The organism is Proteus sp. fly-1013 (genome assembly GCF_040140245.1).
Classification (GTDB): domain Bacteria; phylum Pseudomonadota; class Gammaproteobacteria; order Enterobacterales; family Enterobacteriaceae; genus Proteus; species Proteus mirabilis_B.
Genome location: NZ_JBEEWD010000002.1, coordinates 96,195 through 109,297 on the forward strand (window position 1 = coordinate 96,195; position 13,103 = coordinate 109,297).

Genomic DNA, 13,103 nt, shown 5'->3' on the forward strand with positions numbered 1-13,103 from the left:
TTAAGAAACATTTTACCCATAGAAATCAATACAATGAAGCATTCTCATTGAAAATTAAAATAATGAAAGATTAATCTTTTATTAAATAACCGGCGTCTTTTTATTAAAATATTATCTAGATAATATTAAAAAATAGAGGATAAAAATTAAACATAAACAGAAAATAAACAAAGTCTATAAATAAAAAAACCAGAAGGAACTTATTCTGGTTTTTGATTACTTTATTTAATTATATGATGATAAAAATCTTATTTACTAAACTCTTTAAAAGCGCCCATGGTGTTGGATGCATACATAACTGAAGGGCCACCGCCCATATAAATAGCAACACCTAATGCTTCAGCAAGTTCTTGTTCTGTTGTGCCAAGCTCCACAAGTGTTTTTGTATGAAATCCAATACAACCATCACAACGATTCGCGACAGCAATTGCAATGGCGATCAATTCTTTTGTTTTTGCATCTAAAGCGCCTTCTTTACCACCCGCTTTTGTCGTGCTCATAAACGCTTTCATCACTTCTGGAATATTTTGAGACAACGCCCCCATGTTGCTGGCAATGTCTGTTACTATTTCTTTGTACTTGCTCATTTTTGATCCCTTGATAATATATTTATTTATATAATATAAAAATATAATATCAAATTATATAATCTAAGCAAGTCAATTTAATTTGAGGTGATCTTTTCTATTGCGATAGTTACCAAAAAAGAGGTTTAAAGTGTCTATTTTAGATGAATGGGCTGAACGCCATATCGAAAAAGCGTTACAAAAAGGGGAACTTTCATCACTAAAAGGTGAAGGGAAACCACTGATCCTTGATGATAATAGCCATGTTCCAGAGTCACTTAGAGCAAGCTATCACTTATTAAAGAATGCCGGTTTTTTGCCACCTGAAATGCAAGACAGAAAAGAAGCCTTATCTCTAGCAGAAATCCTAAGTACGTTAAATGAAGCGGGAATAGAAGATGGATCACTGCAAAAGCGTTTGACATTACTTGAGTTAAAATTGCAACAAGCAGGTTTAGATACCCAATTTTTACATGCAGACTATGCCACACAACTAACAGAAAAATTGGCAAATCATAAAAAAGAAACCAGACAAAAATAATGAAATATCAAAATAGAAAAAGCCTATACATCCCTGTATAAGCTTCCGTCATCGCAGAGAATTAACCTGCTGTTGGAGAATAATACGTTGGTGAGCCAGGTCCTACTGGTAAGTTGAATACAAATACCCATAAGTAGAACAATAATGACCAACCAATTAAGAAAATCACGGAATATGGCAACATCATAGAGATCATGGTGCCAATACCTGTGTCTTTCTTATATTTTGTTGCGACTGCTAATATCAAACCAAAGTAACTCATCATTGGTGTAATAATATTAGTGACAGAATCGCCTATTCGATATGCCGCTTGAATTGTCTCTGGTGCATAACCGGCAAGCATTAGCATTGGTACAAAGATAGGTGCTGTCACAGCCCATTGTGCCGATGCTGAACCAATCATTAAATTAATAAAAGCACAGATTAAGATAAAGCCTAAGAACAGCAACCCACTTGGCATATCAATACTATTAAGTAGCGCAGCACCCTTAACAGCAATAACCTGACCAATGTTTGTCCAACCAAAGAACGCAACAAACTGAGCCGCAAAGAAAATAATCACTAAATAGAGGCCAAGCGTACTCATCGAATTCGCCATAGCGTCAACGATATCTTTATCTGTACGCATTGTCTTAGCAATCCATCCGTAGACAATACCCGGTATTGCAAAGAATAAGAAAATAAAGACAACAATAGATTTTAAGAAAGGAGAATTACCAATAAGCCCTGTTTCTTGGTTTCTCAATATGCCATTTTCAGGAACAACCGTTAGCGCCAAAATCACGCCCATCACAATAAATGTCCCTGTTGCAGCCCATAGTGCTTTCTTTTCTAGTGGCGTAACTTCAGCAGCATTCCTTAAATCATTTTCTTCATCATCAAGTTCGTTACCGTTATAAGGCCCTAGTTGAGGCTCAACGATTTTTTCCGTAATGAAGTAACCTAAGAAAGTAATAAGGAATGTACTGACAAACATAAAGTACCAGTTTGCTTCAGCACCAACGATATAGGTTGGATCTATAATACGCGCAGCTTGCTGTGTAATACCCGATAATAACGGATCTATCGTTCCTAAGAGTAAGTTAGCAGAATAACCGCCTGAAACCCCTGCAAATGCAGCCGCTAGACCAGCAAGTGGATGTCGTCCTAACGAATGGAAGATAATCGCTGATAACGGTATCAGTACCACATAACCTAATTCAGCCGCAGTATTAGACATAATACCAGCAAACACAATTGCTAATGTGGTCATCTTGCGAGGTGCTTTCATTACCACTAAACGCATCACCGCAGATAATAAACCTGCTCGTTCAGCAATACCGACACCTAATAACGCCACCAGCACCGTACCTAAAGGTGCAAATCCAGTAAAGTTTGTAACGATATTTGCCAATATACGACGGATACCATCCGCATCTAACAAACTAATAATATGGATATAGCCATCTTCTGCACGTCCTTTTGCGCCTTCTGGTCGGGGATCTTGTACCGTAACACCGAAGTATTCACCAACTGCCGAAGAGACAAGTAAAATAGCAATTAAAATAATAAATAAAATAACGGGATGGGGTAGTGCATTTCCTAGCCATTCCACCGTGCGTAGAAAGCGACTGCCTCCCTGTTTTTTTGTTTGCATCATTTATCCTTTTTATAAAAAAAACAGAAAATGCACAGTACACAACCCTTTTTATTATGACTATCTGTTAATCCTATTTATAAATACCTTATTTAAGATAAAAGCCATGACAAAATTGTTAAATAAAATATTTTTTACCATAATAAACAACTAATTAAAAATTAATCATACAATTACAAATCACTTGCATTAAAATTAATTTATAATATCTAAAATTAAAAAATGTGCATAAGGTAACATTTTTTAACATTTTCATGATTATTTATTAACCTTTTCCGACTAAAAATATCTTCAATTAATAGTCAGAAACGATTAAACACTCAGATAAACCTGATAGTAACGGTTGTAATTACTATAAAAGGGAAAATAATGACGAATAAATGGTCAGGATAGGTTAAAACTTTAGATTATTTGTAACATGAACAACTAATATTGCAGTAGATATTGAACGTTCAACTATACGTAGAATGAAGAATTGCTGATCTGAGCAAAGAAAGAGAGAAATCGTAAATTAAAGATTTAAAAATAATGATGTTGATATTTTAAAGATAAAAAAAGAGGACAAAATTATATTTTGCCCTCTTTATCTACTACTCAATGAGAAAATATTTGTTGATTAGAAGATAATATCTGGCGTAGTTTCTGCCATAAAATATATACACTTATTTGCGTGTCTATCTTCAATCTCTTCTTCAATGTGAAAACAATCTTCAAAAAACCAGTAAATTGGGGTTCTTAAATAGACAGCTAATGTCACAAGGTAACTCAAGTCTATTTTATTTAACCCGCGTTCATAACGTGAGAACTGTTGTTGGCTAATTCCCAATTGATCGGCAATATGACTGCCTGTATAACCAAGCTCTTTGCGTTTTTTCTGTATTCTTTTGCCAACTAGTTCATTCACATTGATGTCTATAAGATCATAATCCATCATGCTTTAACCTACTCTATTTCTACTATGGCAATGTTAAAATCATAGCCCCAGAACCTGAGAAGAATCCAGCATCTACACGGCCATTAGTGTGCAATTCTGAAGTCACGGTTACAGGTGTTGCTCTATTTTTAGGAACATAAATGATTGTGCCATCTTCACCAAGATATTCTCCTGCATCGCTTCTTAAATATAAGTCTGCATATAAACTATTATCTGGGCGTAAAGGAACGTGCTCACTCGCCATACCCGTTGCAATAACTTTTACCGTCATATCTTTATTACAGGTGACATGGATCGTTTGTGAACGACGGGCGTTCTCTATTTCATTCTCATTAATTTGACCGTAATCCAAATCCACAGAACCATTGATAATTTGGCAAGCACCTACAGGTGGAGGGGCAATACCACATGATGATCCTGGTAATAAATACCCATCATCAGAAATCCCCCCTGAACTTTTTTGATAAAACAAGCCCACACATTCTTGAATAGTATCAAGAGGAACACCTCTATGCTTTGCAACATCCGGGCCATAAGGTAATGGTAATCTCCCACTATTGCGAACTGCAATGCGCAGTTCTTCCATGGTTCTATATTTTTCAGCATCTCTAAGAATAACTTTTGTTCTTGAACCACCGGAACCATCAGCTTGGTGTCTGTGGTTTATAGTGATATAGCATTTTTTCCATCCATAGCATGGATTTAATGTACCCGGAGGTTCAGGGTCCCAGCGCTGAATAATAAAGGTATAGTTAGCACCATCATTATTATTCCCTACTGGTTTTGATTCCGTAATATAAGAAAATATTGCTGCCATTGATGATGCCGAAAAAAGCATCATCACACTAAATATAAATAATGCTGATAATCGTTTTGGGGTAAACATATTAACCTCAATCGTAAAGATTAATCATAATTCAGATGGAATGTGGCTATTGCACTAAAACGACCTCGTTTTATTGATTCATTTGCAATAGCATTGGGTTCTGCTTGTATAAATGCACGGAACCTTAAAATCGAATCCCCTGAATTTAAGGCGATATTGCTGGTTTCCTGATTAATCCGCAGTGGACTACCATCAGAATTCTCTAAGCCAATGGCAATACCTTCAGCTTGGCTTCCTACACTTAATGCAAGAAAACCTCGTCCTATCATTGCCTGATTTTCAGTGCCACTAAATGTCACCCTGACTTTCTTATTAATAGAAAGATCACATTCTGATAAGTGAATTTGAAATGCTTGGCTATTTGTTCTGCCCGCACCAATATAAAATGTCTTATCAGGCACATTACCAAATTCAAGAGAAATGGTTTCATCACCCGGCTTTATCACACAAGGTTCATCCACCAACGTGCCATAAAGTCGCATATTATTCGGTGCTGCATTGGCTGTTGCCATACTTCCTATCAGTATCGTTAGCCCGTAAATAACAGGAAGCGATAATGTCTTGATTTTCATTTTCACTCTCCTATTGATATTCAGCGAGCAATGTTGCAGTGACTTCAAATGGACCTTTTGCCAATGTGCTTCCTGGTTTTTTGACAGGTACAGCTTGAATAATTGGTGGTTTACTTGGCGATATAATGACACGTTCATTTAAAATAAAAGGTTGGCCATCTCGTATCATATGAATAGCTAGATTTGCCATATTGGTTTGTAGTCCCGCATCATCAAATTGGCTTTTAGGGCCAATGATTGACAAGGTAAGATCCCAACCTTTTATATTTTGATCGCACTTTAATGTGTAATTCACCGGTTTTGTGTAATTAATTCCATCAATCCGATTAATCCCCACATTGTCGCCAAAAAAAACTTCGATTAAGTTATTATTTTCGATCACACAAGGTGGTGGTATTAATAATGTTCCAAATAATTTTAGATTAGGTTCGTCTGCTGCATTGACTGATAATGGAGCCATTACAAGTAGAGTCATCAAACAAACATGTTTCAATTTGCTATACACAGTCTCGGCTCCTTACTGATATTCAATGCGAAGTGTCGCGATTGCCGAAAAATCACCACCGCTTAATGTTGCTGAATAATCGCGAACGGGGATTGCCTCAAGAACCGGTATATTCGGATAAGTAAAGTTTACAGTTTGCCCTAATCGCAACAATTTATTTTGATAGAGAATACGGACACCCAACCCAGTAATATTTGTTTTTAGCGCATTACTATCAAATCCAGCACCCCCACCAACAACCGAGATTTTCATCGCATTAGTCGGCATTTTTTTACATTCAACTTTATAATTAATGGGGCGTTTATAGTTAGTACCATCAATACGCGTACTCATTACTTCGCCAAAATCGACCTCAACCATCTGCCCATTATTAATGACACAAGGAGGCGGCGCGATAACATAACCGGTGATATTTATAGGCACCATACCGGGTGTAATAGGTACAGCTCTAGGCGCAAATGTACTTGATGATGTATTTGCAACAGCAGCTGAACTCAGGACACCAGTAAATGTTGCCATTAATAAAATCAACACTGCTTTGCTTGTGTTTAACCGCTGTTCCATATCCATAAATAAACCTATTAATTTCCTGCTGCTGTTTCTACAACCTTACAGTCATTACCACTACAGCTAAATTTTAAACGAGGGCGTCCACCGTAATCATTGATGTAACTTAATACAGGTGATGCACCAAATGCAGAGGCTTTCAAATTAAGATTTGCACTACCTTTAGGCTCAACCATTAAAGGTACAAATCCATCCAAGCTCTCTCCTTTTAATCCCGTTAATCCATCAACAATAGTGACATAATAAGGTGTTGGATTATTAACTTGGTAGGTATCTCCTTTCTTTGTTAAGGTGATTTTTTCCTGCCAAGGATTTGTTAAATCTGTCTGCGTTGCATAAATAGCTGCTGGACGATAAAAGAGTTTAATACGCGTTTGTAAAGCAATTTGTAAAACATTCGCTTTATCGCTACGTGGTGGAATTTCACGTAAGTTAAAATAAAACACACTTTCTCTATCTTGAGGTAACTTAGCGACATCAGGTAGCCCTTGTATTTTTATTTGGCTTTTATCACCTGGTTCAATACGCTGAATAGGTGGCAGAACGATTAATGGACTTTCTACTTTTTGCCCATTGATATCTTCCATCCAACCTTGTGCTAAATAAGGTAGATCTTTATTTTGATTACTAACATTCAGGCTGACAGACTTATCAGCTCCATTAAAAATGACACGAGTTCTATCCAATGCAATCGCAGCAATGGCTTGTTGAGTGAATACCATGCCAGTTAATAATGTGGTTGCTACAATGAATGAGCGCTTTAATAACATCATCTTTAATTACTCTTTTGTTTATAAAATCGTTTAATTTTTCCCTTCTCAACCTTCTGTTTTAACAAGCTGTGGTTGAGATGGTGATTCGGTTCTCTCTTCTGCTGGAGAAGATATTGATGGAGTGGCTCCACAAGTTAATAATAGTGAAGAAATAAAATAACCTTCATCTAATTTAGGAACTTGTACTGTGCACTGTTTTTTACCACTCCAACGTACGTCTAAAATATCACCTGAATTTATTCCACTGAGATAAACATTACCGCTATCATTCACGATCCCCAATTCACGCCCTTTCGTGGTGGTAATGCTTGCTCCAAATGGTGGATAAGTACCGTCTTTCAAACGTACGATTGCCATCGCTTTTTGCCCTGCAATAACATCAAACTCACGGTAACCAATAGCCCCTTCAGTCAGGGTTAATTGTTGTATTGAACGTACCGCATCGACATCATCAGGTAATTTATCTAAATCGATTGTTGCACTATTGCGATAATAGTTATTAATATCTGGAAGTACTGCTTTACCAAAGGCATTGGTGTAGCTTACTGCCCCTAAACTTCTCACTGGGACTCCAGAAACGCCATTAGTATCAACTAATAGCCGCGCCGCTCCCGGCATTGCTGTACGGTGGAATGCGCCACCTTTTGGTGTCAATGTTGCCCCACCTTGGAATGAAAGTGATGCTGAGGTATTTTCACCTTGAATATGGCTTGCACTTGCAGTGACTAATGCAGTATCACCATAACGAGTATAATAAGCGTCAGCTGAAGGACGACCACGGCTACTTAAACCAGCACCTAAACGATAGTTATTATTGTCATCAAGACGGTCGAAATAACTTACGTTATGTGAATTACCGTGTTTATTAATCACAGTGTTATAGCTAATTGTGGCTTTATCACTCCACGGCATACTGACGTTCAGATAAACACCATCATCATTCGTGCCATTAAATTTGTTGCGATATGCTGACAAGTTAAAGTTAATATTTTTAAACTTACCAATATCCATAAACTTAGATAAAGATAAGTTGTAGTAATCGTTATCAGGCTTATTCCAATAAGTTTGGTGGTTATAGTTAAGATAAGCACTCAAACCTATATCTGGGAATTGCTTACTTAATGTTATGGTATAGAGCTCTTTGTTATTATCGCGGTTATTGTCACGATAACGACGATCCAAATATTGATCCATACTCATAAAGTCACGTTCTGAGAAGCGATAACCGGCGAAAGTTACCTGACCATTAATTTCTTCAAAACGTTTAGAGTAACTGACTCTATAAGAACCACCGTGATAGTTGTTACCATCATTAGGAATTTTTGCCCATGAATGTGTCGCATCAAATGAAATTGCACCTAATACCATCAAGTCACGACCAATACCTAAAGAAACAGAATTATAATCCCCTGCAACTAATGACCCCCCATAGAGTGACCAACCATTAGCAACACCCCATGAAAACTCACCCATTGCAAAAACAGGCCCTTCTGTCTTGTGATCCATATCAGAAGGTTTACCTGCTGATAATTTATATTGCACACGACCCGGACGTGTTAAGTAAGGGATACTTGCGGTATCCATTTGATATTCTTGTACTGAGCCATCTTGCTCTTCTACTCGAATATCAAGCTTACCACTCACTGCATCATTAAGGTTTTGAATACGGAATGGACCCGGTGCGACTTGAGTTTCATAAATAACACGGCCTTGCTGACTAATTGTTACTTTAGCATTAGATTTCGCAACACCCGTTACTTCAGGAGCATAACCGCGTAAGTTTGGTGGTAACATCTGGTCATCAGTCAGTAAGCTGATACCTGTAAAACGGAAATTATCAAAAACATCAGAGCGTGAGTAAGTTTCACCCATAACAAGGCGAGCCCCCCACTGAGTGATTGCTCTATAAAGATAATACTGGCTCCAATCCCAATCATTTTCTGAACTACTATTAACGCCTGTTGTGTGTTGATAGCTTGCTTGCCAATCAGCACGAAAGCGCCAAACACCTAAGTTCGCACCCGCAGTACCGCTCCCTGTTACTTGTTGTGTTTGCTTACCGTTTGCAGGATCATTAACGTTAGCATTGACGTTATAGTCAAAAATAAGACCTGAAATCCCCTCATCCCAACGAGAAGGCGGGTCCCAGTCCTCAGTTGAATATTCGACATAAGCTTGAGGAATGGTAACTATAAAGCTACCCGCACCTAAGTTAGTGCTTGTTGTCATACCCGGTAATGAAGATTCATCAAGACAGGCGTCGCCATCTTTCCACGTTACCGCTTTAAGCCACTCAGGCTTCAACGTAAATTGATTGACCAATTCGCGAGGAATACAAGGAATACTCGCTTTAGGATCATTTTCGGGAACAATATAATTAACAGTATAGAGATCGGGTAATTCATTATTATTAACTTTAACAATGAATTCATATTTTCCCGGCATAATATAGCCAGCACGAGAGAAGTCAGATAAATCAATATTTTGTTTATCTTTAAGATCAAGAATATCAGAGTTAAACTCGATGTCACTAGCAGCAAATACCATATTAGAAGCACTTGCCATACCAGCAATAATTAAATAGATCAGTGCCGCAACAGGTCGAATAGTATGCTGATTACTCTTTTTTTCTGCGTTTCGTGAAGCAGTTTTGAATGATTTAGCCATAAATAATCCAACCAATCCATTTAATAATATTCGAGTTTAAAACGCAGGGTTGCTTGATAATTACCTGCTCGTGGAATTTCGTTATTTTTGACGAGCCTTGCTTGATATAGCAAAGACAACGATTTTGTATCAATATCCACAGGAGGTAGAGGTTTCCCTGGTATTGCCAATCTTCCATAACGGTCAGCAATAGCTAACGAAACACCTTTCGCGTCACCAAAAAGTTGGAATAATCCGTTCTGTGCGGGGCCTTCAAAAGTAGCAATAAAACGAGGACGTTCAGCTTTCGTACCTTTTTGGTCAACAAGAGAACATTCTGTTAATCGAATAGAGAAATATTCAATAGGTCCTTGGCCTTCGACGGCTAAGGTAGGAATAGACACGGTACTTAAAGAAATAACTTGCTCTCGGCTTCCTGCTGAGATGGTACATGTTGGCTCTAAAATAGAACCTTGTAGACTAACCACGCCGAATCGCTGATGTGATTTTACATCTTGTTTTATGTCGGTCACTGCCATTACAGGTTTAACAAATAATCCTGTTGCAACAAGTAATAATAGTGGCACCATTTTGCGATTCATTGCACTCTACTCCATAAAATAAACCATAAAAAAATAATGCTAGAAATGAAGCCCTATACATCCTTATACAGGGCTTAAAAAAACATCTATTATTGGTAAGTTAATGCGAAAGTTGCGATCGCAGTAAAGTCACCTGGTACAGCTGCATCTGTTGCAGAACCTTTTAAGTAAGCTGCAAAGTTCAGATCGTTGTTACCATCACGTAATGTTTGAGCTTTAGTTGGTTCACCTAATTTGATTTGTGTACCACCTGCATCAGTAATAACAACTGCTGCATTTTGTGCTAAACCTTCGATACCTAAAGAGCCAGGCAGGATAGCCGCTGCTTCAGCACCAGTGAAAGTAGTTTGAACTGTTTTATAAGTTTCAGTAGAGCATTGCAGTAATTTGATTTTGAAAGTGTTAGAAACGCTACGGCCGCCATCTTTCAGTGCATTTGCTGAAACTTGTCCTAGTGGAACACGTTGGTCACCTGAGTTAGGATCAATTGAACATGGAGCATCGATGATTGAACCCCAAAATTCTACAGTACCATGACCTTGATCAGCCGCGAATGCAGAACCAGCAGCAACTGTTAAGCCTAAACCTAAAACTAAACCTAATTTATTTAATTTCATCTTTATGTTTCCTGAAAATATAAGAACGAAGATATTTAAAATAATAAAATTCAATATAAGCAAATTGCTTAAATGAATGACACACTAAATAGAGTTTCTATATTTTGATAAATTTCATCTAACCAATTTCATATTTAATTATGAAACTAGATAAAGGAACCGTATCAAGTTGGATATATTATTCGCTCGGGTTTTATTTAAGTCAAACCACCCAAAATTAATTAAACCTATTTTATTAATTTACTGATATTAGGTGTATTTTTTACATTTTCATACAAAATATTACTTTTTGAAAATGACGAAATGGAATTTAAAACTAATCAAATACTCTTAAAAAGAGAAATATGAGATTTAAATTCTGCCATCTCAAAATTTAAAGTTAAAAGATCTAACTGTCTTTTTACGAATAGGAGTAATTGTCAATTAAGTAACATTTTATTATTTATTTATCTTAACCTAATATAACCAAAATTTTACATATTGAAACAAATCAAATCTAATATATTGATTTATAAGTAGATCAAAATAATGAATTTGTTAATTGATTTATTATCATTATTTACTCCCATGCGGAAATCACATTAAATAAATCTTTTAATAATAATCTTAAATTGAATTGAATATTAAAAAACCAACCCTAATAACACATAACTCATTGTATTTGATTGATAAATTAATAATTACATCTTTTATAGTTACTCATATTTACAATAAATAACATAAAAAGAGTAAAAGCATTATAATGCATTGATTTATAATTAATTATACAAATAAGTCAGTCAATAATAGAGTGTTTTGATAATAATTTAACACTTAGATATAAGCATTTATACTTAAGAAATTGAAGTCAAAAAGCGAGTTTTTTATACGACTTGCATTTTTTGATTAAGAACACTCCTATATGTTAACTAGCTGATAATTCAAAAAAGAAATTCGTGTAATGCTCATTTCCCCCTCAAAAAAACCAAAAATCTAATCATTTGATTGAGAATAATTACGCCTTTTTTGGGTAAAAAATTTAATGTATTTACTAAGAGCTACTTCAAACATTTAAATTATTTATTTATTGGATTATTGACTATTTTACGTATTGCTACTAATTTTATTATTAGCTTATTCATATTATTACTTCCCCACAGAATCCACATATTTTTATCCAAACAGAAACACATTAAAATACATTTTATTCACATTAAACATATATTAGCTTAACATTACTCATTTGAAGCGTATATATATTAGTCGTTATTACTTGTTTTTTAATTATCAAATCTTTTTCAATAAGAATATTGGAATTTTTTTATCTTTACGATAAATTAGGAATAGTTTTATATTATCTGAATAGATTTAACTCATTTTCGAATAGTTAATTAATTTAAAGAAGTAAGTTTTAAGGTATATATTGGAAACAATCTTTTATCGACTAAATGATAACAAGTTAATAATTTAAATAAAAATAGAGAATTCCATTAATATTATTTAATTATTCAACTCACCACCTCTTAATAAGAATGTCATTATTAGAAGTTCTTTATTTAATAAATTAAGTTAGCTTTATTTATCTTTTTCATGATGTAATAAAAAAAAGACATTTTTAACCTAATAGAAGCCTATATTTGCAAGACACTCGCTTTAAGAGTATTCCGATCCCGCTTTTCAAGAAAAATACCTGTTTTAGATAATTATTATCATCATAAAATGATAACTTTACTTTTATGACCAATTTTTTCCTCTTATCAAAGTGTAAAAATTGATTATCTATCCTCACTCTTTTTTGCTGATTACACGATCAATAACTCAAGTTTAACTAACAGTACTTAGTATTTTTTAGCATAAAAAAAGGGCAGGGTTTCCCCTGCCTTACCAATTTGGTAATCAATCAAAGAAAAAGCATACGCTCTAAAACACCAAGTTTGAGTTCCTTTTAGCGATATGCATTAGTATAAAAAAACATCAGGCATCGCTTCAGCAGTGATGCTACTGCGTTTATCAATTCGCTGATTTTCAGATGAAGATTTCGAGGTAAAGCAGTCTTCGAAAAACCAATAAATAGGAGTATTCAAGTAATTCGCTAACAAAACGAGGTAACTTAAATCTATTTTATTCATTCCTCTCTCATAGCGAGAAAATTGCTGTTGGCTTACACCTATTTTTTCAGCAATCTGCACACCGGTATAACCTAATTCTTTACGTTTTTTCTGAATTCTCTTGCCAACTAATGCATTAACATCAATATCTGTAAAATCGTAATTCATCAT

Annotated in this window: 13 protein-coding genes; 1 reads left to right on the top strand and 12 read right to left on the bottom strand. The window is 35.4% G+C overall.

The window, feature by feature from the left end; translation table 11 throughout:
• Nucleotides 1-248 precede the first annotated feature (248 nt).
• Complete coding sequence (locus tag ABN236_RS04375; RefSeq protein WP_006534886.1) at nucleotides 249-587, bottom strand: carboxymuconolactone decarboxylase family protein; 339 nt, start codon at nucleotides 585-587, stop codon at nucleotides 249-251.
• Between the two features lie 130 nt (nucleotides 588-717).
• Between ABN236_RS04375 and ABN236_RS04380 the strand changes: the two genes are divergently transcribed.
• Entirely contained in the window at nucleotides 718-1,107 is a 390-nt protein-coding gene (locus tag ABN236_RS04380; protein WP_349473457.1) for a DnaJ family domain-containing protein, read from the top strand.
• Between the two features lie 61 nt (nucleotides 1,108-1,168).
• Here the strand turns inward: ABN236_RS04380 and ABN236_RS04385 are convergent, their stop codons facing one another.
• The 11 genes from ABN236_RS04385 to ABN236_RS04435 form a co-directional block, all read right to left on the bottom strand.
• Nucleotides 1,169-2,743 carry an AbgT family transporter gene (locus ABN236_RS04385; protein ID WP_088493544.1) on the bottom strand — a complete coding sequence of 525 codons (1,575 nt, stop codon included), beginning with the start codon at nucleotides 2,741-2,743 and terminating at the stop codon, nucleotides 1,169-1,171.
• A gap of 616 nt (nucleotides 2,744-3,359) precedes the next feature.
• The gene (locus tag ABN236_RS04390; RefSeq protein WP_270754170.1) at nucleotides 3,360-3,677 is read right to left on the bottom strand and encodes a helix-turn-helix domain-containing protein; all 318 of its coding nucleotides are present in this window, start codon (nucleotides 3,675-3,677) and stop codon (nucleotides 3,360-3,362) included.
• A 22-nt stretch (nucleotides 3,678-3,699) separates the two neighbouring features.
• Nucleotides 3,700-4,563, bottom strand: a complete 864-nt coding sequence (locus ABN236_RS04395) for an MrpH family fimbial adhesin (protein ID WP_349473458.1) — start codon at nucleotides 4,561-4,563, stop codon at nucleotides 3,700-3,702.
• A gap of 20 nt (nucleotides 4,564-4,583) precedes the next feature.
• Entirely contained in the window at nucleotides 4,584-5,135 is a 552-nt protein-coding gene (locus tag ABN236_RS04400; RefSeq protein ID WP_349473459.1) for a fimbrial protein, read from the bottom strand.
• Between the two features lie 10 nt (nucleotides 5,136-5,145).
• Nucleotides 5,146-5,640, bottom strand: a complete 495-nt coding sequence (locus ABN236_RS04405) for a fimbrial protein (protein WP_502929608.1) — start codon at nucleotides 5,638-5,640, stop codon at nucleotides 5,146-5,148.
• A gap of 12 nt (nucleotides 5,641-5,652) precedes the next feature.
• Entirely contained in the window at nucleotides 5,653-6,210 is a 558-nt protein-coding gene (locus ABN236_RS04410) for a fimbrial protein (RefSeq protein ID WP_349473460.1), read from the bottom strand.
• Nucleotides 6,211-6,221: 11 nt separating this feature from the next.
• Entirely contained in the window at nucleotides 6,222-6,980 is a 759-nt protein-coding gene (locus ABN236_RS04415; protein WP_349473461.1) for a fimbria/pilus periplasmic chaperone, read from the bottom strand.
• A 45-nt stretch (nucleotides 6,981-7,025) separates the two neighbouring features.
• Nucleotides 7,026-9,647 (bottom strand): outer membrane usher protein, encoded by a 2,622-nt coding sequence (locus ABN236_RS04420; protein ID WP_349473462.1) that lies wholly within the window; start codon nucleotides 9,645-9,647, stop codon nucleotides 7,026-7,028.
• 20 nt (nucleotides 9,648-9,667) lie between these two features.
• Nucleotides 9,668-10,228: a fimbrial protein gene (locus tag ABN236_RS04425; RefSeq protein ID WP_349473463.1), complete on the bottom strand. Its 561-nt coding sequence runs from the start codon at nucleotides 10,226-10,228 to the stop codon at nucleotides 9,668-9,670.
• Between the two features lie 89 nt (nucleotides 10,229-10,317).
• Nucleotides 10,318-10,845: a fimbrial protein gene (locus ABN236_RS04430; protein ID WP_194951958.1), complete on the bottom strand. Its 528-nt coding sequence runs from the start codon at nucleotides 10,843-10,845 to the stop codon at nucleotides 10,318-10,320.
• Between the two features lie 1,937 nt (nucleotides 10,846-12,782).
• Nucleotides 12,783-13,103: a helix-turn-helix domain-containing protein gene (locus ABN236_RS04435; protein ID WP_088493554.1), complete on the bottom strand. Its 321-nt coding sequence runs from the start codon at nucleotides 13,101-13,103 to the stop codon at nucleotides 12,783-12,785.